At 73.9% G+C, this 23,369-nt stretch carries 19 protein-coding genes; 13 read left to right on the plus strand and 6 right to left on the minus strand.

What is annotated here, in order from left to right; all coding sequences use genetic code 11:
* Position 1 precedes the first annotated feature (1 nt).
* From AC069X_RS07465 to AC069X_RS07480, 4 genes are all read left to right on the plus strand, one after another.
* Entirely contained in the window at positions 2-823 is an 822-nt protein-coding gene (locus AC069X_RS07465) for a 4'-phosphopantetheinyl transferase family protein (RefSeq protein ID WP_478726081.1), read from the plus strand.
* Positions 824-1,065: 242 nt separating this feature from the next.
* Positions 1,066-1,746 carry a hypothetical protein gene (locus tag AC069X_RS07470; RefSeq protein WP_478726083.1) on the plus strand — a complete coding sequence of 227 codons (681 nt, stop codon included), beginning with the start codon at positions 1,066-1,068 and terminating at the stop codon, positions 1,744-1,746.
* Positions 1,747-1,978: 232 nt separating this feature from the next.
* Positions 1,979-2,758 (plus strand): ABC transporter ATP-binding protein, encoded by a 780-nt coding sequence (locus AC069X_RS07475; protein WP_478726085.1) that lies wholly within the window; start codon positions 1,979-1,981, stop codon positions 2,756-2,758.
* Positions 2,758-5,319 carry an FtsX-like permease family protein gene (locus AC069X_RS07480; protein WP_478726087.1) on the plus strand — a complete coding sequence of 854 codons (2,562 nt, stop codon included), beginning with the start codon at positions 2,758-2,760 and terminating at the stop codon, positions 5,317-5,319. The genes AC069X_RS07475 and AC069X_RS07480 overlap by 1 nt, the downstream gene beginning before the upstream one ends.
* Before the next feature lie 74 nt (positions 5,320-5,393).
* On the opposite strand, the gene AC069X_RS07485 is transcribed toward AC069X_RS07480, so the two are convergent.
* Positions 5,394-6,401, minus strand: coding sequence for a TauD/TfdA family dioxygenase (locus AC069X_RS07485; RefSeq protein ID WP_478726089.1), 1,008 nt, complete (start codon positions 6,399-6,401; stop codon positions 5,394-5,396).
* A 218-nt stretch (positions 6,402-6,619) separates the two neighbouring features.
* Between AC069X_RS07485 and AC069X_RS07490 the strand changes: the two genes are divergently transcribed.
* Together AC069X_RS07490 and AC069X_RS07495 are read left to right on the plus strand one after the other, a co-directional pair.
* A complete protein-coding gene (locus tag AC069X_RS07490) occupies positions 6,620-7,408 on the plus strand; it encodes a 4'-phosphopantetheinyl transferase family protein (protein WP_478726091.1) in 789 nt (262 codons plus the stop codon).
* Between the two features lie 89 nt (positions 7,409-7,497).
* Positions 7,498-8,079 (plus strand): hypothetical protein, encoded by a 582-nt coding sequence (locus AC069X_RS07495; protein WP_478726093.1) that lies wholly within the window; start codon positions 7,498-7,500, stop codon positions 8,077-8,079.
* Between the two features lie 43 nt (positions 8,080-8,122).
* Here the strand turns inward: AC069X_RS07495 and AC069X_RS07500 are convergent, their stop codons facing one another.
* Positions 8,123-9,961, minus strand: coding sequence for an AfsR/SARP family transcriptional regulator (locus tag AC069X_RS07500; RefSeq protein WP_478726095.1), 1,839 nt, complete (start codon positions 9,959-9,961; stop codon positions 8,123-8,125).
* Between the two features lie 133 nt (positions 9,962-10,094).
* A complete protein-coding gene (locus AC069X_RS07505; RefSeq protein WP_467894350.1) occupies positions 10,095-10,544 on the minus strand; it encodes an Lrp/AsnC family transcriptional regulator in 450 nt (149 codons plus the stop codon).
* Between the two features lie 114 nt (positions 10,545-10,658).
* On the opposite strand from AC069X_RS07505, the gene AC069X_RS07510 reads away from it, so the two are divergent.
* Positions 10,659-11,660, plus strand: coding sequence for an asparaginase (locus AC069X_RS07510; protein ID WP_478726098.1), 1,002 nt, complete (start codon positions 10,659-10,661; stop codon positions 11,658-11,660).
* Positions 11,661-11,712: 52 nt separating this feature from the next.
* Here AC069X_RS07510 and meaB read toward each other — a convergent pair whose 3' ends face one another.
* The 3 genes from meaB to AC069X_RS07525 are packed head-to-tail and all read right to left on the minus strand — an operon-like array spanning position 11,713 to position 16,802.
* Positions 11,713-12,699 carry a methylmalonyl Co-A mutase-associated GTPase MeaB gene (gene meaB, locus AC069X_RS07515; protein ID WP_478726100.1) on the minus strand — a complete coding sequence of 329 codons (987 nt, stop codon included), beginning with the start codon at positions 12,697-12,699 and terminating at the stop codon, positions 11,713-11,715.
* A gap of 12 nt (positions 12,700-12,711) precedes the next feature.
* Positions 12,712-14,913, minus strand: coding sequence for a methylmalonyl-CoA mutase (gene scpA / locus AC069X_RS07520; RefSeq protein ID WP_478726102.1), 2,202 nt, complete (start codon positions 14,911-14,913; stop codon positions 12,712-12,714).
* Positions 14,910-16,802: a methylmalonyl-CoA mutase family protein gene (locus AC069X_RS07525; protein WP_478726104.1), complete on the minus strand. Its 1,893-nt coding sequence runs from the start codon at positions 16,800-16,802 to the stop codon at positions 14,910-14,912. Before AC069X_RS07525 ends, scpA begins: the two co-directional genes overlap by 4 nt.
* Before the next feature lie 697 nt (positions 16,803-17,499).
* Between AC069X_RS07525 and AC069X_RS07530 the strand changes: the two genes are divergently transcribed.
* The 6 genes from AC069X_RS07530 (at position 17,500) to AC069X_RS07555 (ending at position 23,260) form a co-directional block, all read left to right on the plus strand.
* Positions 17,500-18,453 carry a TauD/TfdA dioxygenase family protein gene (locus AC069X_RS07530; RefSeq protein WP_478726106.1) on the plus strand — a complete coding sequence of 318 codons (954 nt, stop codon included), beginning with the start codon at positions 17,500-17,502 and terminating at the stop codon, positions 18,451-18,453.
* A gap of 27 nt (positions 18,454-18,480) precedes the next feature.
* Positions 18,481-19,026, plus strand: a complete 546-nt coding sequence (gene ssuE / locus AC069X_RS07535) for an NADPH-dependent FMN reductase (protein WP_478726107.1) — start codon at positions 18,481-18,483, stop codon at positions 19,024-19,026.
* A gap of 16 nt (positions 19,027-19,042) precedes the next feature.
* Entirely contained in the window at positions 19,043-20,086 is a 1,044-nt protein-coding gene (locus tag AC069X_RS07540; protein WP_478726109.1) for an ABC transporter substrate-binding protein, read from the plus strand.
* 6 nt (positions 20,087-20,092) lie between these two features.
* Entirely contained in the window at positions 20,093-20,914 is an 822-nt protein-coding gene (locus AC069X_RS07545) for an ABC transporter ATP-binding protein (RefSeq protein ID WP_478726111.1), read from the plus strand.
* Positions 20,911-21,828 carry an ABC transporter permease gene (locus tag AC069X_RS07550; RefSeq protein WP_478726113.1) on the plus strand — a complete coding sequence of 306 codons (918 nt, stop codon included), beginning with the start codon at positions 20,911-20,913 and terminating at the stop codon, positions 21,826-21,828. Before AC069X_RS07545 ends, AC069X_RS07550 begins: the two co-directional genes overlap by 4 nt.
* Before the next feature lie 103 nt (positions 21,829-21,931).
* Positions 21,932-23,260, plus strand: a complete 1,329-nt coding sequence (locus AC069X_RS07555) for an LLM class flavin-dependent oxidoreductase (protein ID WP_478726115.1) — start codon at positions 21,932-21,934, stop codon at positions 23,258-23,260.
* Positions 23,261-23,369: the final 109 nt, after the last annotated feature.

The following is a 23,369-nucleotide window of genomic DNA, read 5'->3' on the forward strand; positions in this document are numbered from 1 at the left end:
GATGACGAGCCAGACCCTGACCGCCGTGCGCGGCCGCATCGACCACACCGCCACGACCGGTGTACTGCCCGTGCCCGGATCGGCCGCACGGGAGGCCGCGAGACTGCGCGCCACGGGCGAGGCGCACGTGTGGTGGTGGCCGCTCGGGGACCGGGTGGACCAGGGCGACTTCGACCTGCTCGACGAGGTCGAGCAGGTACGCGCCCGGCGCTACCGCGCCGAGAAGGACGCCGCCGCCTTCGTCCGGACCCGGGCCGGCGCCCGGCGCGCGATCGGCGCGCTGCTGGGGGTGGACGCCCGTACGGTGGCCCTCGGCCGCCGCGTCTGCCCGGGCTGCGGTGACCTGGAACACGGCCCGCCGGCCGTGGCGAGCCCCGCCGTCGGGCTCGCGGTGAGCCTGACGCGCACCGGCGGCTGCGGGGTGCTGGCCCTGCACGCGGGGGACTGGATCGGGGTGGACGTCGAGGCGCTGCGGCCCGTGGAGTCCGGCTCCCTGGCCAGTGTGGTGCTCGCGCCCGCCGAGCACGCCTACATCCTGTCGCTGCCCGCCGGGCCGGAGCGGACCGCCGCCTTCCACCGGGTGTGGACCCGCAAGGAGGCCGTGCTCAAGGGGGTCGGGCTGGGCCTGCTCGGCATCGACCTCAACGCCCTGGACGTCACCCCCGGCATACCGGGGCCGGTCGAGGTGGAGCACGGCTACCAGGGCGAGGTGAGCCGCTGGCAGATCGACGACCTCGACCTGGACGGCAACTGGTCCGCCTCCCTGGCCCGCCCGGTCGACGGTTCCCCCCTGGGCCCGGTCCTCCGCCACCGCCCGTCCTGACCCCACCGGGGCCCGCCTCCACGGGGCGTCCCCCGCCAGAACGGCCGGGACCGCCCCGCCCGCCCCGGCCGGGGCCGCCTCCCGCCCCGTCCGGGACCGCCCCATCCGCCCCGTCCGGGACCGCCTCCCGGCCGGGGCGGTGTCCACTTCCAGGCTGCGGGCCCGGATCCCTCCCGCGTGGGGTCCGGGCCCGGTACGGCCGACCTCCCCGCACGGAGGACCGACTTCTTCCGGAGCTCCCCATGGCCCAGTCCGCCACCCGCACCGCCCCCGCCCCCGCCGGCACACCCGCTCCCGCCCGGCCGGGGCCCCCGCACACGCCCGCGCCCGGGGCCGCCGCCGTGACCGGCGGGCTGCTCGTCGTCGCCCTGCTGCTGTGCGCGGGCCCCCTCGCCGGCGGTGCCGTCCAGGAGTTCCTCGACCGGATGGCCGGGGTCTTCGCGCTGGTCGCCCTCTCCGGCTCCGTGATGCTGGGCCTCGCCACCGTCTTCCGGGACGTGCTCACCCCCGCCCGGCGGCAGTTCGCCCAGCTCCTGCACCGCGCGGCCGGGCTGGCCGGCGTCGGCTTCCTCCTCGTCCACATCGGCGTCAAGGTCGCCGGGGACCGCATCGGCGCCGTCGACGCCGTGCTCGGCTGGGGGAGCGGGGACCTCCTCGTCGACCTCGGCACCCTGGCCGCCCAGCTGTTCGTGCTCGCCCTGCTCACCGGCCTGTGGCGGGGTGTCTTCGCCACCCGCCGCTGGATCCGCCCGTTCCGGCTCCTCCACGGCCTCGCGTACGCCGGCTGGGCCGCCGGGCTGCTCCACGGACTCGGCGCCGGACGCGCCCCCTCCGCCTGGGTCGTCGTCAGCTACGCGCTCTGCGCGGCGGCCACACTCGCCGCCCTCGCGTACCGCCTCACCCGCGGACGCCGCACCCGCTGAACCGGCCCGCGGCCCACCGGCCCCACCGGCCACGCCGACCCCACCGCACCAGCCCCGGACCGCACGGTTCCGGCCGAAGGGCACCGCCCCCGGCCGGAAACGCGCGCCCGGGGCCTTTCGCGTAGAGGGAATATAGACCCGCCCTCAAGGATCGGCGTGTTGCATCCGCCGACTTGGGCGGATGGGGCTGCTGACATACCCCCCTCAAACGCATGGGAAGGACTGGTCGCGCATGCGGACCCAGACGAACAGCCTCCGTGGGCAGAGCAGCACCGGATCCCCCGGGTTCGCGCTGCGCCTGGACGGGGTCGTGAAGGAGTACGGGAAGAGCGGGCGCGGCGTGCGCGCGCTGGACGGAGTCTCGGTCGGCATCGAGCGCGGCTCGTTCACGGCCGTCATGGGACCCTCCGGTTCCGGCAAGTCGACCTTCCTGCACTGCGCGGCCGGCCTCGACAAGCCGTCCAGCGGCAAGGCCTTCATCGGCGACACCGAGCTCGGGGGTATGAACGAGACCCAGCTGACGAAGCTGCGCCGCGAGCGCATCGGCTTCGTCTTCCAGGCCTTCAACCTCATCCCTGCCCTGTCGGTGCGCCAGAACGTGGAACTGCCGCTGCGCCTGGCCGGCGAGCGCCTCGACCCGGCCTGGCTGGAGGAGATCCTGAACCGGGTGGGCCTGGGCGGCCGCGCCACCCACCGGCCCGCCGAACTCTCCGGCGGCCAGCAGCAGCGCGTCGCGATCGCCCGTGCCCTGATCACCCGCCCCGACGTCATCTTCGGCGACGAGCCCACCGGCGCCCTCGACACGGTGACCGCGAAGGAGATCCTCTCCCTGCTGCGCTCCTGCGTCGACGAGACCGGCCAGACCGTGGTCATGGTCACCCACGACCCGGTCGCCGCCTCCTACGCCGACACCGTCCTCTTCCTCGCCGACGGCCGCATCGCCGACCGGATGCAGGCCCCCACCGCCGACCGCGTCGCCGACCGCATGACCCACCTGGGAGCGTGGGCCTGATGCTGCGTTACGCACTGCAGACCCTGCGCGCCCGCAAGGGCGGCTTCATCGGGGCCTTCCTCGCCCTCTTCTGCGCGGCCGCGCTCGTCACGGCCTGCGGGATCCTCCTGGAGACGGGGCTGAGGGGCGTCATCGGCACCGAGCGCTACGCCGGTGCCCCGGTGATCGTCGGCGGTGACCAGAACGTCCACCAGGTCACCGTCAAGAACAAGGGGGACAAGACCAAGACCAAGGAGAAGGAGAAGCCGCTCGGCGAGCGGGTCTGGCTGCCCGCCGAGACCGCGAACACCCTCGGTTCGCTGCCCGGTGTCCAGGCCGCGCTGCCCGAGATCACCTTCCCGGCGTACGCGGTCAGCCCCAAGGGACAGGTCGTCCCGGGCGTCGACGGCAAGCCCTCGTACGGCCACTCCTGGACCTCCGCGGCCCTGACCCCCTTCACCCTGGCCGAGGGCGCGGCCCCGGCCGGAGCCGACGAGGTCGTCGTCGACCGGGAGCTCGCCCGCCGGGCCGGCATCAAGCCCGGCACCGAGCTGACCGTCCAGGCCACCGGCTCCCCGCGCACGTACCGCGTCAGCGGCATCGCGGCCCCCGCCGGGGGCGACCTGGAGCAGCAGACCTCGCTGTTCTTCTCGGACGCCGAGGCCGAGCGGCTCTCGGGCCGCGCCGGACAGGTCGCGGCGGTCGGCGTGCTGGCCAAGCCCGGCGTGTCCACCGCGGACCTCGCCGCGCAGGTCAAGAAGGCCCTCGACGGCACCACCGCCCAGGTCGTCACCGGCGGCGACCGCGGCCCGGTCGAGTTCCTCGACGCGGCCAAGGCCCGCATCAAGCTGGTCTCCATGGGCGGTGCCATCGGCGGCACCTCGCTGCTCGTCGCGATCCTGGTGGTCGTCGGTACCTTCGCCCTGTCCATCCAGCAGCGCTACCGCGAACTGGCCCTGCTGCGCGCCATCGCGGCCACGCCCAAGCAGGTCCGCCAGCTCATCGGCCGCGAGGCCCTGATCGTCGGCGCCCTCGCCGGCGTGCTCGGCTCGGTCACCGGCCTGCCCATCGCCTACTGGCTGCACGGCAAGTTCGTCGGCTTCAAGGCGATCCCCGACACGCTCGAAGTCACCTTCAGCGTCTTCCCGTTCTTCGCGGCGATCGGCGCGGCCCTGCTGGGCGCCTGGGCGGCCGCGCGGATCTCGGCCCGCCGTACCGCCCGCATCCGCCCCGCCGAAGCCCTGTCCGAGGCGGCCATGGAGCAGCGGAACTTCGCCTGGGGCCGGCTCGGCGCCGGCGCCGCGTTCCTGGCGGGCGGGATCGTCCTGCTGGCGGTCCTGTCGGTGCTGCGCAGCGAGCCGGCGTCCACGCCGGTGACCTTCCTGTCGGTCGTGGTGCTCGCGGTGGCGGTCTCGCTGCTCGGCCCGCTGATCGCCCGGATCGCGGTCGCGGTCCTCGGGGTCCCGCTCCGGGCCTCCCGGGTCGGGGGCTACCTGGCCACCGCCAACGCCCGCGCCAACACCAAGCGGCTCTCGGCCGCGGTCACCCCGCTGGCCCTGCTGATCGGCATGGCCTGCACGGTGTTCTTCGTCCAGACCACCATGGGCGCGGCGGCCACCGCCCAGGCGAAGGCCGGCAACAAGGCCGACTGGGTCGTCGGTTCGGCCGGTCCCGGCGTGCCCGCGCAGGCCGCGGACAGCCTCCGCCGGGTGGCGGGCGTGACGGCGGTGACCGAGGTCGTACGCACCTCCGTGCGCGTCGGCCTGGAGAAGTACCCGGCGCAGGGCGTGTCCACCGAGGGCCTGACCCGCACCTGGGACCCGGGCGTCAGCGCCGGCACCCTGGACGGCTTCGGAGCGCAGTCCGTCGCCCTCAGCGACGTCGCGGCCGACAACCTGGGCAAGAAGCCGGGGGACAAGCTGAAGCTGACCCTCGGCGACGGCACCGAGACCGAGCTGACCGTCGCGGCCGTCTACGACCGCGGGCTCGGCTTCGGCGACCTGACGATGTCCCACGAACTGGTCGTCAAGCACGTCGACAACCCGCTGGCCTCCTCGCTGCTGGTCAAGACCGCCGCCGAGGGCGGGCCCGGCCGTGCCGAACTGCAGAAGGCCGTGGGCGCCCTGCCCGGCGTCGGCGTCCTCGACCGGAACCAGGTCGAGGACCTCCAGGCCGAGGTCCAGCAGTCCAACGCCGAGGTCAACTACGTGGCGATGGGCCTGATCATCGCCTTCACCGCGATCGCCGTGGTCAACACGCTGGCCATGTCGGTCTCCGACCGGATCCGCGAGTTCGCCCTGCTCCAGCTCGTCGGCACCACCCGCCGCCAGGTGATGGGCATGCTCCGCATCGAGTCCGCCCTGGTGGTGCTCATCTCCGCCGTGCTCGGCACGGGCATCGCCTTCGCGGTGCTCACCGCCTTCAGCATCGGGATGACCGGCTCCGCGTCCCCGTCCATCGACCCCTGGATGTACCTCGGGGTGCTGGGCTTCGCCGCGGTGCTCACCGCCCTGGCCACGCTGGTCCCGGGCCGGCTCGCACTGGCGGGCCGCCCCGCGGACGTCATCGGCTCGCGCCAGTAGTGCCGCGAACGGCCGGAGGGCCGGCCCCCTGGTGGGGGCCGGCCCTCCGGCCTTCGGTGCGTGCGGGCCGGCGGTCAGTTGAGCACCGCCCCGCCGCCCTTGCGGTCCACCCGGCTGCGCCGGTGGTCCAGGTGTGCGTAGACCCGGTGCAGCCAGCGGTCCTGGCCGTCGTATCGAGGGGTGAAGGAGGTCCTGCCGTGCACCGCGAGCCGGTTGTCCACCACCGCGAGGTCACCGACCCGCAGCGCCAGCGCCGACATCGTCCGCATGAGCGCCTCGCGGAGCTCGGCCATGGCGGCCGCGGCCCCGTCGTCGAGCGGGTGCGTCGCGGCGAAGTCCACCAGGACGTTCGGGTCCTCGGGGTCCCCGACCAGGAGGGGATGTGCCGGAGTGACGGAGTTCAGGTCGCCGAACGACGGCGGCGGCTCGGTGAGGAACCGGGGCGCGGCCAGGACCGCGACCGTTTCCTCGGAAAGCAGCGGAAGGGCCCGCCGGATCGAGGACGTGCACAGCTTCGCATCGCCGGTCGCATCCTCACGCACGCACAGCAATCCCACGTAATCGGGCTTGTTGTCATGGAATGCGTTTTCGACGTGGAGTTCCAGGAGAACCGATCCTGCATTGCTCTGCGAATTCTCGCTCCCCGGCACCGGGACCACGTTCTGGACCAGGGCGCCGGTCTTCTCGCTGCGATAGGCGATGACCTCGCCGAGCTGGAGCATCGCCGCCGTGACCAGAGCGGACGCGACGGCCGGCACCCGCTCCACGGAACCGGCCGTGGTCGGCGTCTCCGGCAGCGGGTCGTTCGCCACCACCGGGACGTTGCGCAGCAGCAGGACCGCGTCGGGGCCGGCGTCGTGACGGAACCGGCGCAGCTCGGTGAGGATGCGGCGGGGCAGCAGGGCGGAGGCGTCGCGGACGCTGTCCAGCCAGGCCGGATCGTCGATCAAGGCCGGGCCGGACTCGAGCAGCCGGGTGGCCAGCGCGGTCAGTTCGTCGCGCTCGGCGTCCGTGAGGGTGATCGCGTCCGGGGCCGCGGCGGTGGCGGAAAGGGTGAGGGTGTGCTCTCGCGTCCTTGGCATGAAAAATTCCTCGGGGTAGATGAGCCTTGACCCGAGTCAGTTTCCGGACGCGCCCTATCACATTCCTATGGAAAACACTCCCGAACGGCCGGTGGAAATAGGTATAGGCGGGACATAGTTGCCCGCCGAATGCTTATGGGGCGGCTTTGTCCCCGGTCAACCGGCCGGACCGCCGCAGTTTCCGCACCGTTCGACGGGGGAGAAGAAGGGAGGATTTCATGGCACTAAGGGAAGAGGGCCCCGCCCACGGCGCGGCGATGTCCGCCGCCGGCGCCCTCGGCGCCCAGGGGGAGGCCCACGTCTGGTGGTGGCGTCCGCCGGAGCAGACCGATCCGGCCGATCTGCCGCTGCTGGACACCGAGGAGTTCCGGCGGGCGCTGTCCCTGCCTGCGGAACGCGACGCCGCGGCCTTCGTCCGCTCCCGCGCCGCGGCCCGCCGGGCGCTCGGGGAACTGTTCGCCCTCGGACCCCGCGACATCGCCCTCGGCCGGGACAACTGTCCCGGCTGCGGCGACGGGAGCCACGGTCCGCCCCGGCTCGTCGTCCCGCCGGTGCCGCTCGTCCTCAGCATGAGCCGGACGAACGGCTGCGGGGTCTTCGCCCTCGGCGCCGGCGCCGCGATCGGGATCGACGCCGAGGCGCTGCGCCCCGTACGGGGTTCGGCGACCACCGATCCGGACCTGACCCCCGCGGAGCGGGCCCACCTGGGCGCCCTGCCGCCCGGCCCGGAGCGGGACGCGGCCTTCCACCGCATCTGGACCAGGAAGGAGGCCGTGGTCAAGGCCACCGGCCTCGGACTGTCCGGCGTCGAACTGGGCCTGCTGGAAACCCATCCGGCCCGCACCGGCCCGGTACGGGTCACCCACACCCACCGCGGCCGTACCACCGCCTGGACCGTCGAGGACCTCCAGGTCTTCGAGGGCGTCGCGGTGGCACTGGCCCGGCCGGCGGGACCCGCCGCGCACGGCCCGGTCCACCACCACACCGACCGCACGACCGCCCCCTGAAACCGCCACGCCCCCGCCCCGCCCGCCCCGTCCCGCTCTGCTCCGTTCCGCCCGCCCCGGTTCCGCCTCAGCGAAAGGCCCGTAGCGCCATGACCATCGAGTCCTTCTTCCCCGTCGAAGAGCTGATCGCCGACAACGCCCGCAACGGCCGCCCGGCCACCCAAGTCCCGTCCGTGGAGGCGCCGTTCGACGCGCCGGGCCAGCTGCTGGGCCTGACCTCCCAGGACCTCGACGCGTACTTCGCTCAGATCGCGGAGGCCGTCGAGCAGGACGACCCGGGCCCGGCCGCGCGCGGCGGCTGGGAGGAGCGGGAGCGGCTGCGCTGCTCCACGTGGGTCCGGCGGGTCTACGAACACCCGCTCTCGCCGGCCGTGTTCGCGCTCCCGGTCACCCGGCTCATCCGCGAGGTCCAGCGCGGCCAGGCCGCCGAGCTCGCGTTCCGCATCGACGTGGGCCGGGCCCGGGCGAAGGCGGCGAAGCCCTCCGCCGAGGTGCGGGCCACGGCCGCCGTCGCGTCCGCGTGGGCCATCGCCGCCGACGCCTTCTCCCAGTCGCCCCGGCCGCCGCGCGAGCGGGTCGTCGGCGACGTGTGGACGATCGTGCGGGAGACCATCGAGCCGGCCCTGCGGCCGGGCGGCGGCTTCCCGCCGCGCTCCCACAGCTCCTGGTGAGCGCCGCCCGGTAGCCGCCCGGCCCACCCGGCGGCCCGCACGGTCACCGCAGCGCGGAGGGGAAGGCGTCACGCGTGGTCAGCGAGGCCGCCAGCAGCCGCACCAGGTCGTTGCACCGGTACAGCGGCCTGCCCTGGGCGTCCAGCCCGGACAGCTCCATCAGGGCGCAGTCCACCAGGGCGTCCAGGGCCGCTTCCGCCTCCTCCTCCGCGGAGCCCAGCACGAGCGCCGCGTACTGGGCGGAGAACGGCTCCCCGTCCCAGTCGGCGAGCCCGGTCAGCGTCGCCAGCTCCGCGCCGCCCACCCGGCGCACACAGTGCACCAGCGATTCGCGCACGCTCACGTCCCCGTAGGCCAGCTCTCCCAGCCGGGCGTCCGGATCGGCGAGCCGGGCCGCCAGCCGGGCCACCGGCCAGTGCGGCCGCGCCGCGAGCCGGGCCCCGGTCACCGACAGGGCCAGCGGCAGCCCCGCGCAGTACGCCACCAGGTCGTCGGCCGCGTCCGGGTCCGCCTCCAGCCGGTCCCGGCCGACCAGCGAGGCCAGCAGCTCCATCGCCTCGTCGTCGTCGACCGGGGCCAGCGCGGTCGTGTCCGCGCCCGCCACCCGCGCCAGCCGGGCCTGACTGGTGATCAGCACCGCCGACTCCGGGCCGCCCGGCAGCAGCGGCGCGACCTGCCGGTCACCCACCGCGCCGTCCAGGACGAGCAGCAGCCGGGCGCCCGAGGTCCGGGTCCGGTACAGCCGCACCAGCTCCTCCAGGTCCTGCGCGGCGGCGGCCGGCGGGGGTTCCCCGAGGGCGCGCAGCAGCCGCACCAGCACCTCGGCGGGCTCCTTCGGGGCGCCGTCGGGATGGCAGAGCTCCACGTACAGCTGCCCGTCGGGGAAGCGCGCGGCGCAGTCCTGGGCCGCGCGCACCGCGAGCGCCGTCTTGCCCACCCCGGCCATGCCGGTGATCAGCAGCCGGCGCGGGCGGCCGTCCTCGCGGGTCAGCCGCTCGCGCAGCGCGGCCAGTTCGGCCCGGCGGCCGGTGAACTCCCCGTACGGCGCCGGCAGCGTCGAGGGCGCCGTACGGCCCGCGACGGCAGCGGGAGCGGCGGCCGCCGGGGCGCCCTCCGCGGCGGACACCGCGGGAGCGGCCGAGGCCAGGCCCAGGCCACCGCCGAGCACCGCCTGGTAGGTGGATCCGAGCGCCTCGCCCGGATCCACCCCCAGCTGGTCGGCGAGGACCGCGCGCCCCTCGTAGTAGGTGTGCAGCGCGTCGGCCTGCCGCCCGCAGCGGTACAGGGCCGTCATCAGCTGGGCGCGCAGCCGCTCCCGTACGGGGTGCTCGGCGACCAGCCCGGTCAGTTCGGCGGTGACCTGCTCGTGCCGGCCGACGGCCAGGTCGGCCTCGATCCGGCTCTCCAGCGCGATCATCCGCGCCTCTTCCAGCGGGGGCAGTTCGGCCTCGATCATCTGCTCGGTCGCGTTGGCCAGCGCGGTTCCCCGCCACAGGTCCAGCGCGTCGCGCAGCAGCGCCCCGGCCTCCTCGAAGCGCCGCTCGGCGAGGGCCTCGCGGCCCAGCCGGTCGAGCCGGGCGAACTCGGTCAGGTCGATCCACGCCCCGGGCGCCCGCAGTACGTAGCCGGGCTGGCGCCGGACGATCTCGATCTCCTCGCCGAGGTGCTTGCGCAGCCTCGACATGTACGTGTAGATCTGCGCGCTGGCCGTGGCCGGCGGGTCCCACCCCCACAGCAGCGCGCTGAGCCGGGCATCGGAGACCACGCGTCCCTCGGACAGCAGCAGCGCGGCGAGCACCGTGTGCACCTTCGAACCGGAGAGCGGGATCGTAGCGCCGCCTCCCCGTTTGGCCTCGATCGGCCCGAGCAGCCGGAAGTCCATGCGGCACCCCCTTCTGGTGTGAGCGTCCGTTCTGGATTCCAGAAGCTATGCGGGGGCCTTATTGGCGGGTTATCGCTCGGCGTGCCCCTCCCGTACCGCGGTGATATCCGCAGGCCAGGAGGGGTTGTGGGGTTCACACGGGCAGGCCCGTGGGGTCCTTGACGCGCTTCATGATGATCTGGGAGTTGACCTCGGTGACCCCCGAGAGCGCCGTCAGCCGCTCGATCCACAGGCGCTCGTACGCCCGCAGGTCGGCGACCGCGATGCGCAGCAGACAGCCGGGGCTGCCGAAGAGGCGGTAGGCCTCGACGACGTCGGGGATGTCCTGGAGCGCCGCCTCGAAGGCCTCGACGGCGTCCCGGTCCCGGCGGACCTCCACCGACACCAGCACCTCGAACCCGCGGCCCACGGCCTCCGGGTCGATCACCGCCCGGTACCCCTGGATCACCCCGTCCTGCTCCAGCTGCCGCACCCGGCGCATGCAGGGGGAAGGGGTCAGGCCCACGCGCTGGGCGAGCTCCTGGTTGCTGAGGCGTCCGTCGCGCTGGAGCTCGCGCAAGATTTCACGGTCAATCGCGTCCATCGCGCAATTATCCATCAGGCTGTGTTACAGCTCCGCTCAAACGCGCAATCGCATTGCGCGTAGATCTCACTATCATTGCCCCCTCCAGAAAATCTGTACGAAGGAAGGGTGGCCATGGGGCGCATCGTCGTCATCAGCACCGGCGGGACGATAGCCAGCCGGTGGACGGGCGCGGGCTTCGCCGCCGAGGCGGACGGCCGCGAGGTCATGGCCACCGCGCCGCTGCCCGAGGGCGTCACCGTCGAGGTCGTCGACCTGTTCAGCGTGAACAGCCCCCGCCTCACCACCGCCCACCAGCTGACCCTGCTGCGCACCGTCCACGAGGTCCTCGCCGACCCCGACGTCGACGGCATCGTCGTCACCCACGGCACCGACACCCTGGAGGAGTCGGCCTTCCTCGTCGACCTGCACCACCACGACGCGCGCAGCGTCGTCTTCACCGGCTCGCAGCTCCCCATGGGCTCCGCCGACGGGGACGGCCCCGGCAACCTCTACGACGCCCTGCTCACCGCCGCCACCACGCGCGGACTGGGCGTCCTGATCACCTTCGCCGGCCGGGTGCACGCGGCGCGCGGCACCGTGAAGACCCAGGCCGTGGCCCTGGACGCGTTCGCGGACCCCTCGAAGGAACTCCTCGGCAAGATCGGCTTCGGCAAGGTCGCCGTCCTCCGCCGGCCCGAGCGCCCCGCCCCCCTCGCCCTCCCGGCGATGCCGGAGCTGCCGCCGCGCGTCGACATGGTGATGCACCACGCCGACGCCGACCCGCTGCTGCTGAACGCCGCCGTCGAGGCGGGCGCCCAGGGCATCGTCCTCATCGGCACCGGCGCCGGCAACGCCACCCCCGAGATCGTCGAAGCCGTACGCGCCGCCGTCGCCCGGGGCGTCCTCGTCGCCCTGACCACGCGCGTCGCGGCCGGCCCGGTCACCGAGATCTACACGCACGGCGGCGCGGTGGACCTCGTCGCCGCCGGAGCCGTCCCGACCGGCACGCTCCGCGCCGGCCAGGCCCGCATCGCCGTCCTCGCGGCGCTCCTGTCGGCCACCGACCCCGCCGCCCGCACCCAGGCCCTGTACGCGGCCCTCGGCACGCCGGACCCGGTACTCGTCGACGCGTAGGTCTCCGGCTCCCCCCGGCGGCCCGCCGCCGGGGGACTTCCCGGACACGGCCTCAGGAGCCCGCGAACGCCCCGAGGATGCGGTCCGCCGCCGAGGTCGGGGTCACCGTACCGGCGCGGACGGCCGCTTCCAGGCCGGGGGCCAGCTCCCGTACCGCCGGATCCGAGCGGAGCCGGTCCAGCAGTTCGTCGCGGACCATCGACCAGGTCCACTCCACCTGCTGCGCCGCCCGCTTCGCCGCCAGCCGGCCGCCCGTCTCCAGGACGGTCCGGTGCTGCTCCAGACGGTTCCAGACCTCGTCCAGGCCCGTCGACTCCCGCGCGCTGCACGTCAGCACCGGCGGGGTCCACGCCGCGTCCGCCGGGTGCATCAGGCGCAGCGCGCCCGACAGTTCGCGGGCGGCGGCCTTCGCGTCGCGCTCGTGCGGGCCGTCCGCCTTGTTCACCGCGAGGACGTCCGCCAGTTCCAGGACGCCCTTCTTGATGCCCTGGAGCTGGTCGCCCGTACGGGCCAGGGACAGGAGGAGGAAGGAGTCGACCATGCCGGCGACCGTGGTCTCCGACTGGCCCACTCCGACCGTCTCCACCAGCACCACGTCGTAGCCCGCCGCCTCCATGACGATCATCGACTCGCGCGTGGCCTTCGCCACCCCGCCCAGGGTGCCGGCCGACGGGGAAGGGCGTACGAAGGCCGCCGGGTCCACGGCCAGGCGCTCCATCCGGGTCTTGTCACCCAGGATGGAGCCGCCCGTACGCGTGGAGGAGGGGTCGACCGCCAGGACGGCGACCCGGTGCCCGAGGCCCGTCAGCATCGAGCCGAACGCGTCGATGAAGGTCGACTTGCCCACCCCCGGCACCCCGCTGATGCCGATCCGGCGCGCCTTCCCGGTATGGGGGAGGAGCTCCGTCAACAGCCGCTGCGCCAGGGCCCGGTGGTCCGCCCGGGTGGACTCGACGAGGGTGATGGCGCGCGCGATGTGCGCGCGCTTCCCGTCGAGCACGCCCTTCACGTACCCATCGATGTCGATCTTCGGGGGCATACCCGGCGCCGCCTACAGCTCGTGGCCCAGATCCGCGGCCAGCCGCGTCACCAGGTCGTGGGCCGCGTCCGGGATGACCGTGCCCGGCGGGAACACCGCCGTCGCGCCCATCTCCAGCAGCGTCGGGACATCGGCCGGCGGGATCACCCCGCCCACCACGATCATGATGTCCTCGCGGCCCTCCTCCGCCAGCTGCTCGCGCAGCGCCGGAACGAGGGTCAGGTGGCCGGCCGCCAGCGACGAGACGCCCACCACGTGGACGTCCGCCTCGACGGCCTGGCGGGCCACCTCCGCGGGGGTCTGGAACAGCGGGCCGACGTCCACGTCGAAGCCCAGGTCGGCGAAGGCGGTCGCGATCACCTTCTGGCCGCGGTCGTGGCCGTCCTGGCCCATCTTGGCGACCAGGATGCGCGGACGACGGCCCTCCGCCTCCTCGAACCGGTCGACCAGCGCACGGGTGCGCTCCACGGACGGGGACTCGCCTGCCTCGGTGCGGTACACACCCGAGATCGTACGGATCTGGCTCGCGTGCCGCCCGTACACCTTCTCCAGTGCGTCCGAGATCTCACCCACGGTCGCCTTCGCCCGCGCCGCGTCCACCGCCAGCGCGAGGAGGTTGCCCTCCAGGCCCTGGCCGGCGCCGCGTTCGGCGGCGTTCGTCAGCGCGCGCAGCGCGTCCTGCGTACGCGCCTCGTCGCGCTCGTCGCGCAGCCGCCGCAGCTTGGCGACCTGCTGGGCGCGCACCGAGGAGTTGTCGACGACGAGGACGTCGATCTGCTCGTCGTTCTCCACCCGGTACTTGTTCACGCCGATCACCGGCTGGCGTCCGGAGTCGATCCGCGCCTGCGTACGCGCGGCGGCCTCCTCCACGCGCAGCTTCGGGATGCCCGCGTCGATGGCCTGCGCCATGCCGCCGGCCGCCTCGACCTCCTGGATGTGCTGCCAGGCCCGCCGCGCCAGGTCGTACGTCAGCTTCTCCACGTACGCGCTGCCGCCCCACGGGTCGATCGACCGGCAGGTCCCCGACTCCTGCTGGAGCAGCAGCTGGGTGTTGCGGGCGATGCGCGCCGAGAAGTCCGTCGGCAGCGCCAGGGCCTCGTCGAGGGCGTTGGTGTGCAGCGACTGGGTGTGGCCCTGGGTCGCAGCCATCGCCTCGATGCACGTGCGCGTGACGTTGTTGAACACGTCCTGCGCCGTCAGCGACCAGCCCGAGGTCTGCGAATGCGTGCGCAGGGAGAGGGACTTGCCGTTCTTCGGGTCGAACTGCTTCACCAGCTTCGCCCACAGCAGGCGCGCGGCGCGCAGCTTCGCGACCTCCATGAAGAAGTTCATGCCGATCGCCCAGAAGAACGACAGGCGCGGCGCGAACGCGTCCACGTCCAGCCCGGCGCCCTGCCCGGCGCGCAGGTACTCCACACCGTCCGCGAGGGTGTACGCCAGCTCCAGGTCGGCGGTGGCCCCCGCCTCCTGGATGTGGTACCCGGAAATGGAGATCGAGTTGTAGCGCGGCATCTTCTGCGAGGTGAAGGAGAAGATGTCCGAGATGATCCGCATCGAGGGCTTCGGCGGATAGATGTAGGTGTTGCGGACCATGAACTCCTTGAGGATGTCGTTCTGGATGGTCCCGGCGAGCTTGTCGGGGGAGACGCCCTGCTCCTCCGCCGCCACGATGTACAGCGCGAGGACCGGCAGGACCGCGCCGTTCATCGTCATCGACACCGACATCTTGTCGAGGGGGATCCCGTCGAACAGCTGCCGCATGTCGTAGATCGAGTCGATCGCGACGCCCGCCATGCCGACGTCGCCCGTCACGCGCGGGTGGTCGCTGTCGTAGCCCCGGTGCGTCGGCAGGTCGAAGGCCACCGACAGGCCCTTCTGGCCGGACGCGAGGTTGCGCCGGTAGAAGGCGTTGGACTCCTCGGCCGTGGAGAAGCCGGCGTACTGCCGGATCGTCCAGGGCTGGTTCACGTACATCGTCGGGTACGGGCCGCGCAGGTACGGGGCCACGCCCGGGTAGGTCTGGAGGAAGTCCAGGCCCTCCAGGTCCCGGCCCGTGTACAGCGGCCGCACGCCGATGCCCTCGGGGGTCTCCCACAGCAGGTCGGCGGGGGTGGTGCCGGTGGACTCCTTGACGGCGGCCCGCCACTGTTCCTCGGAGGCGCCGCGCGGGGCCGCGCCGAGGGCGAGCCCGGAGAAGTCGGGGATGCTGCTCACTGCGCGACTCCCATGCGGTCGAGTACGGAGGAGAGCACGGCGACCGCGTCGCAGCCGGCGAAGACGTACTCGTCCACGGTGCCGGGCGAGGTGCCGGGCTTGCCGGCGAGGAACACGGTCGTCGCGCCGGCCCCGCGCAGGGCGGCGGCCACCGCCCCGGCCTGCTCCTCGTACAGGGCGTCGCTGGAACACAGCACCGCCACGCCGTCCGCGCCGCTCGCCGCGTACGCCCCGGCCGCGTTGTCCGCGCTCACGGAGACGGGGTCGTGCACCGGCTCGATGCCGCCCGCCTGGAAGAGGTTCGAGGCGAAGGTGGCCCGCGCGGTGTGCGCGGAGGCCGGGCCGAGGGCGGCGAGGAAGATCCGCGGCCGGGCGCCGGTCGTCTCCAGGTGCGCGTCACTGCGGGCGCGCAGCGCCTCGTACGCCTCGTCGCGCCGCACCCGCGGCAGACCGCCGGACGGGGCGGCGGGGGCCGGCTCGCGGACCAGGGGCTTCTCGGACAGCAGGGGGAACTCGCTGACGCCGGTGACCGGCTCGCGGCGGGTGGCCAGCTTCTTCGAGCGGGCCGCCCACGTGGCCGCGAGCCGCTCCGCGACCAGCCCGGAGCGCAGCGCGGCGGCCAGGCCGCCCGCGCGCTCGACGGTCTGGAAGAACTCCCAGGCCGCGTGGGCGAGTTCGTCGGTGAGCTGCTCCACGTAGTACGAGCCGCCCGCCGGGTCGATCACCCGGGCCAGGTGCGACTCCTCCAGGAGGACGGTCGAGGTGTTGCGGGAGATGCGGCGCGCGAAGGCGTCCGGCAGGCCCAGCTCGCTGTCGAAGGGGAGCACGGTGACGGAGTCCGCGCCGCCCACGCCCGCCGCCATGCAGGCGACGGTGGTCCGCAGCATGTTCACCCACGGGTCGCGCCGGGTCATCATCACCGGCGAGGTGACGGCGTGCTGCCGCTGCGCGCCCGCCTCCGGGGTCCCACAGGCCTCGGCGATCCGGGCCCACAGACGCCGGGCGGCACGCAGCTTGGCGATGGTGAGGAACTGGTCGGCGGTCGCCGCGTAGCGGAACTCCAGCTGGCGGAAGGCCGCTTCGGTGCCGAGGCCGGCCGTCGGGCCGGTGCCGGCCGTGGAGTCGGTCAGCGCGCGGAGGTAGGCGACGCCCGTCGCCAGGGACAGGCCGAGCTCCTCGGCCGCCGAGCCGCCGGCCTCGTGGTACGGCAGGGCGTCGACGGTCAGCGCCCGCACGCCCGGCCAGGACGCGGCCGCCTCACGGGCGAGCGCCACGGCGGGCGCCGGGTCCAGGGCCTCGCCGGTACGGGCCTCGTGGCCCAGCGGGTCGATGCCGAGCGAGGCGCGGGCCGCGTCGGGGCTCGTGCCGCGCTCGGTATACAGGTCGAGCAACGCCCGCGCGGCGTCGGCGTATTCGGCGCCCGCGTCGAGGGCGACCGGCGCCAGGTCGAGGTAGACCCCGTCCAGGGCCCGGCCCAGGCCCGCGACCGGGATGCCGTGACGGCCGACGGTCAGCCACAGGGAGGTGGTGCCGTTCTCCAGGTCGGCGAGGGCCGCCTCGTTGACCCGTACCGGATCACTGCCCGCGATGCGCTGGCGTACGTCCCAGCCCGAGGCGCTGGTGCCCGCGGGGGTGCCGCCGCGGACGAAGGGCGCGAACCCCGGGAAACCGGTGTCCGGGCCGCCGTCCGCGTCGGGGCGCGCCGTGTACAGCGGGCGGGTGATGAGCCCGCTCTCGAGCTTGGTGGACAGTGCTGCTTCCGCTGCCTCGCCGGTCACTTCCTTGCCGGACTTGCGCAGTACGCCCTCGACGAGGCGTTGCCACTGCTCATGTGTCGCGTCAGGAAACTCGGCGGCCAGGGAGAGCCCGTCGTCAGGCAGGACCGTCATGGCTCGAATGCTAGGGGTGGCTACTCGACGGTTACCAGAACCATCGGATGTGATCTCCCCCTCTCAGATGAGCCGTGGGCCGGCGGTCCGCGGGCGGCCGGCCGCGTCGGCGCGATCCGGCCCCGCCGGCGTCCGAGAGCGCGGGGGCCGGGGGCGGAGCTCCCTGGAGCGGCGCCGGGGGCGGAGTCCCCGGGGCAACGGGCGAAGGGCGGGGCTCGCCCCCCCACGCGGCGGACCGCGCAGGGGCGCGGCGTGGCGGCCGCGTTGCGGGGCCGTGAAATCCGGCCAGGTGTTTTCGGCCGCCCGGCGGGGTGAAACCGCAGGTCAGGGCCGGGGTGCGGGGTCTATGCCGGGGTGCCCGGGAGGGGTTGACCCGGTCCGGGGGCGCTGACAGGCTCCGCCCCATGACCGCGAACGCGCACCTCGCCCCGCGGCTCCGCACCTCCGGCCCCTGTACCGCGCCGGGCGCGTGTCCGGGCCGTTGTCCGGCCCTCCTCGGGGCCTGACCCCCGAGCACCGCCGCACCCGGGCCCGCCGCCGTTCCGCGGCCCCCCGCGTTTCCCGGTTCCCGCTTCCCCTTGCCCCGGCCCCGCCGCGCCCGGCGACGACGCGGCCCGGCCGGCCGTCGCCGGTGCGCCCCGCCGAGGGAGGGGCGCACCGGTTTCCTCCGCCACCGTCACCCGTCCGAGGAGTCCCCATGACCACCACCACCGCCCCCGTCACCCCCGTCACCCCCGTCACCACCGTCAAGAAGATCGGCGGCCGCATCGGCGCCGAGATCGGGGGCGTCCGCCTCGACGGCGACCTCGCCCCCCAGACCGTCGCCGAGATCCGGGCCGCCCTGCTCGCCCACAAGGTCGTCTTCCTCCGCGACCAGGACCACCTCGACGAGGCCGGCCACGAGGCCTTCGCCCGCCTCCTCGGCACACCCGTCGCGCACCCCACCGTCCCCTCCGCCGACGGCCGGTACGCCCTCGGCATCGACTCCCACCACGGCGCCCGGGCCAACCAGTGGCACACCGACGTGACGTTCGTCCCCGCCTACCCGGCCTTCTCCGTCCTGCGGGCCGTCACCATTCCCCCGTACGGCGGCGACACCCTCTGGGCCAACACCGCCACCGCCTACTCCCACCTCCCCGAGCCGCTGCGGGCGCTCGCCGACGGGCTGCGCGCCGTGCACTCCAACGCGTACGACTACGCCGCCCTCCAGCCCGACGCGGTCCCCGAGGCCCTCGCCCAGTACCGCGAGGTCTTCACCTCCACCACGTTCCTCACCGAGCACCCGCTGGTCCGCGTCCACCCCGAGACCGGTGAGCGGACCCTGCTCCTCGGCAACTTCGTCCAGCGGATCCAGGGGCTGACCGGGCGGGACTCGCGGGCCCTGGTGGAGCTCTTCCAGGCGCACGTCGAGCGCCCCGAGAACACCGTCCGCTGGCAGTGGCGGGCCGGTGACGTCGCGATCTGGGACAACCGGGCCACCCAGCACTACGGCGTCGACGACTCCGACGACCACGAGCGCACCCTGCGCCGCGTCACCGTCGACGGCGACGTTCCGGTCGGGCCCGACGGAGAGCCCTCGCGCCTGATCAGCCCCGAGAGCGTTCCCGAGCCCTCCTTCGGCATCGCGTCCGGGGCCTCGGCCTCCGCCTGACCCCCACGCCCGAGAACGGAGCACCCCGTGCCGCCCAAGCTGCTCGCCCTCACCGGCAGCCCCTCCGCCCACTCCCGCACCGACGTCGTCGCCGACCACGTGCTGCGGCGCCTGGCCCACGCCGGGTTCGACACCGCCCGCCTCCCCGTACGCACCCTCCCCGCCGCCGACCTGTTGTCCGCCCGGCGCGGCGAGCCGGAGATCCGCCGCGCCCTGGAAGCCGTCGCCGAAGCCGACGGGCTGATCGTCGCGACCCCGGTCTACAAGGCCTCGTACACCGGGCTCCTGAAGGCCTTCCTCGACCTGCTCCCGCAGGACGGCCTGGCCGGGAAGACCGTACTGCCGCTGGCCACCGGCGGCAGCCTCGCCCACGTACTGACCATCGACTACGCCCTGCGCCCGGTGCTCGCCGCCCTCGGCGCCCGGCACGTCACCGCCGGGCGGTTCGTCCTCGACTCCTCCGTCGAACGGGGCGACGGCCCCGACCGGCTGCGCCCCGAGGCGGAGCTGGACCTCTACCAGGCCGTCGACGAGTTCGCCGACGCGCTTCCCTTCCTCACCGCTGCTTCGTAGACCAAGGACTCTCGCCATGCCCGCAGCACCCACCACGGCCACCCGTTCCCGGCGCCAGTTCCTCACCCTGCTCGGCATCTCGGCGGCCGCGGTGAGCTGCGGCACGGCCACCGCCACCGGAGGCGGCGCCCGCCGCTCCGGAAGCCAGGTCACCACCCTCAAGTACCAGGGCAACGTCGGCGCCGTCACGCTCCCCGAGCTGGCCGCCGACCTCGGGTACCTCGGCGACCTCAAGCTGGAATGGGTCGGCAACACCATCAGCGGCCCGCAGGACATCCAGTCCGCCGCCACCGGCCAGATCCACTTCGGCGGCGCCTTCAACGGGGCGATTGTCAAGCTCGCCTCCGGCAAGGCCCCCATCACTTCCGTCATCTCCTACTACGGAGTCGACCAGGACGCCTTCAGCGGCTACTACGTGCTGGAGGACAGCCCGATCCGCTCCGCCCGCGACCTGCCCGGCAAGAAGGTCGGCATGAACACCCTGGGCGCGCACTCCCAGGCCCTCCTCGACATCTACCTGAGCCGCAACGGGATCCCCGAGGCCGATGCCGCGAAGGTCGAGGCGCTCGTCGTGCCGCCCGTCAACACCGAGCAGGCACTGCGCCAGAAACAGATCGAGGTCGGCGTGCTGGGCGGCGTACTGCGGGACAAGGCGCTGGCGTCCGGCGGGATCAGACCGCTGTTCAGCGACTACGACCTGCTCGGCAGGTTCAGTGCCGGCTCCTACGTGATGACCAGGCGGTTCGTGCAGGAGAACCCGGACACCGTCCGCACCTTCGTCACCGGAGTCGGCAAGGCCGTCGAATGGTCGCGCAGCACCCCGCGCGAGGAGGTCGTCGCCCGCCAGACCGAGATCGTCAGGAAGCGCGGCCGCAACGAGGACACCGCCACCCTCCGGTACTGGCGCTCCTACGGGGTCGCCGGGCAGTACGGGCGGATCGAGGACAAGGAGTTCCAGCTCTGGCTGGACTGGCTCGGCGAGCGGGGCGAGATCAAACCGGGCCGGCTCAAGGCCGCTGATCTGTACACCAACGAGTTCAACGGCCAGGGGAAGGGCTGAACCGGCATGACCAAGATCGTGTTCGAGTCCGTGACCAAGACGTTCCCGGTCAAGGGGGGCGGGGCAGGCAGCGGGTTCACCGCGCTCGACGGCATCGACCTGGAGATCGGGGCGGGGGAGTTCCTGGTCGTCGTCGGCCCCAGCGGCTGCGGCAAGTCCACCCTCCTCGACCTCCTCGGCGGCCTCACCCGGCCCACCTCAGGACGCATCCTGCTCGACGGCGAGCCCGTCAGCGGCCCGGGCCTGGACCGGGGCATCGTCTTCCAGCAGTACGCGCTGCTGCCCTGGCGCACCGCGCTCGGCAACGTCGAGTTCGGCCTGGAGGCCACCGGCGTCCCGTGCCGTGAACGCGCGGAACGGGCCCGGGAGTTCCTGGACCTGGTCGGTCTCACCGGTTTCGAGGACCGGCACCCCCACGAGCTGTCCGGCGGCATGCGCCAGCGGGTCGCGATCGCACGCTCGCTGGCGTACGACCCGGACGTGCTGCTGATGGACGAGCCCTTCGCCGCGCTGGACGCGCAGACCCGCGAGTCCCTCCAGGACGAGCTGCGGGGCATCTGGCAGCGCACCGGCAAGACGGTGGTGTTCATCACGCACGGCATCGAGGAGGCCGTGTACCTCGGGCAGCGGGTGGCCGTCCTCACCTCCCGCCCCGGCCGCGTCAAGGAGGTGGTCCCGGTCTCCCTCGGCGACCGCCTCACCGGGGCGACGGGCGAGGACCTGCGCTCCAGCCCGGAGTTCGCCCGACAGCGCCACGAGATCTGGAGCCTGCTCCACGACGAGGTGGCCCGCGCCCGGCAACTGGAGAAGGAAGAGGCCTCCGCATGAGCACCGACACCGGCATCCCCGCTCCCACCCTGACCGCGCCGCCCGCCCCCGGGCCGGCGGTACGCGAACCCGCGCGCCCGGCACCGGAACCGGCACCGGCCCCGTCCCCGCCCGCCCCGGCGGCCGCGGCGAAGCCCGCCCCGGCGGGGGCCGTACTGCGGTGGCTGCGGGCCGGCCTGCTCCGCTCGGCGGCGATCCTCGCCCTGCTCGCGCTCTGGGAGGCGGCGCCCCGGCTCGGCCTCGTCGACGCCACCTTCCTGCCGCCGGTCAGCGAGGTGGCCCGGGCCTGGTGGGAGCTGCTCGGCGACGGCCGGCTGGGCGAGCACACCCGGGCCAGCCTCGCCCGCTCCTTCGGCGGCTTCGCCATCGCCGTCGTCGTGGCGGTCCCGCTCGGCCTGCTGATCGGCTGGTACCGGCCCGTCGCCGCCTTCCTCGGCCCGCTGCTGGAGCTGTTCCGCAACACGGCGGCCCTCGCCCTGCTGCCGGTCTTCGTCCTGCTCCTCGGCATCGGGGAGACCTCGAAGGTGTCGATCGTCGTCTACGCCTGCGTCTGGCCGATCCTGCTCAACACCATCAGCGCCGTCGGCAACGCCGACCCCACCCTGGTCCGGCTGGCCCGGTCGATGGACCTGTCGACCCCCCGGCTCTTCCAGAAGGTGATCCTCCCGGCCTCCGTACCGGCCGTCTTCACCGGCATCCGCCTGGCCGGCGCCGTGTCGATCCTGGTCCTGGTGGCCGCCGAGATGATCGGCGCCAAGGCGGGGCTCGGCTACCTGATCAACGCCTCGCAGTTCAACTTCGCCATTCCGCAGATGTACGCGGGGATCATCACGATCTCGGCGATCGGCGTGGCCTTCAACCAGGTCCTGGTAGCGGTCGAACGCCGCCTCAGCCTCTGGCGCGTCCCCGCCTGAACCGGGCCCGCCCCCGCCCGGCCCGAACCGGGCCCCGCGCCCGCCCCCGCCCGAAGCGGGCCCCGCGCCCGCCCCGCCCGCACACCCGACCCAGGGAACAGACATGCCCGCACCCGCGCCCCGCACCCTCCACCTCAACGCCTTCCTGATGAACGCCGGCCACCACGACGCCGCCTGGCGGCACCCGGCCGGCAGCCCCGAACGCGTCACCGACCTGCGCTACTTCCAGGAGCTGGCCCGTACCGCCGAGCGCGGACGGCTGGACTCGATCTTCTTCGCGGACGGCCTGGCCCTGTGGGGCAAGGCCCGGTACAACGCGCTGGGCGGCTTCGAACCGCTCACCCTGCTCTCCGCCATCGCCGCCGTCACCGAACACGTCGGACTGATCGCCACCGTCTCCACCACCTTCAACGAGCCCTACGACCTGGCCCGGAAGTTCGCCTCCCTCGACCACATCAGCGGCGGCCGGGCCGGCTGGAACATCGTCACCTCCGGCACCCTCGACGAGGCCCGCAACTTCAACCGCGAGGAGCACCTGGAGCACGGCCTGCGCTACGACCGCGCCCGCGAGTTCCTCGACGTCGCCACCAAGCTCTGGGACAGCTGGGAGGACGACGCGATCGTCCTGGACAAGGAGCGCGGCGTCTACGCCGACACCGACAAGCTCCACCCCGCCGCGCACAAGGGCGAGTACTTCGGCGTCGCGGGACCGCTCAACGTGCCCCGCTCCCCGCAGGGGTACCCGCTGCTCGTGCAGGCCGGCTCGTCCGAGTCCGGCAAGGAGTTCGCGGCCCGGTACGCGGAAGCCGTCTTCACCGCGCAGCAGACCCTCGCCGACGGGCAGACCTTCTACAAGGACCTCAAGTCCCGCCTCGCCCGGTACGGCCGCACCGAGGAGGAACTGCTCGTCCTGCCCGGGATCGCCCCCGTCATCGGCGCCACCGAGGCCGAGGCGAAGGCCCTGGAGCGCGAGCTCACCGACCTCCAGGTCCCCGAGTACGGGCTCGCCCAGCTGTCCGGGATGCTCGGCACCGACCTGACCGGCGCCGACCTCGACGGCCCGCTGCCCGCGCTCCCCGAGGAGCGGGAGATCAACGGCAACAAGAGCCGCTTCACGCTCGTCGCCGAGATCGCCCGCCGCGACGGGCTGACCCTGCGCGAGCTGATCGCCCGGCTCGGCGCGGGCCGCGGCCACCGCGTCTTCGCGGGCACGCCCGAGCAGATCGCGGACCAGCTGGAGGAGTGGTTCACCCGGGGCGCCGCCGACGGCTTCAACATCATGGCCCCCGTGCTGCCCGCCGGCCTCACCGACTTCGTGGACCAGGTCGTGCCGATCCTCCAGGACCGGGGCCTGTTCCGCACCGAGTACACAGGACGCACCCTGCGCGAGCACTACGGCCTGGCGCGGCCCGTGAACCGGTACACCCGGTAAGGAGGGAGAGGGGGGAGGGAGGGGCGGGGGGGGGGGGGGGGGGGGGGGGAGGGGGGGGGGGGGGGGTGGGGGGGGGGGGGGACCCCTGTGTGGGGGGAAACCGTCCACG

This window comes from Streptomyces sp. NPDC043896 (genome assembly GCF_056435605.1).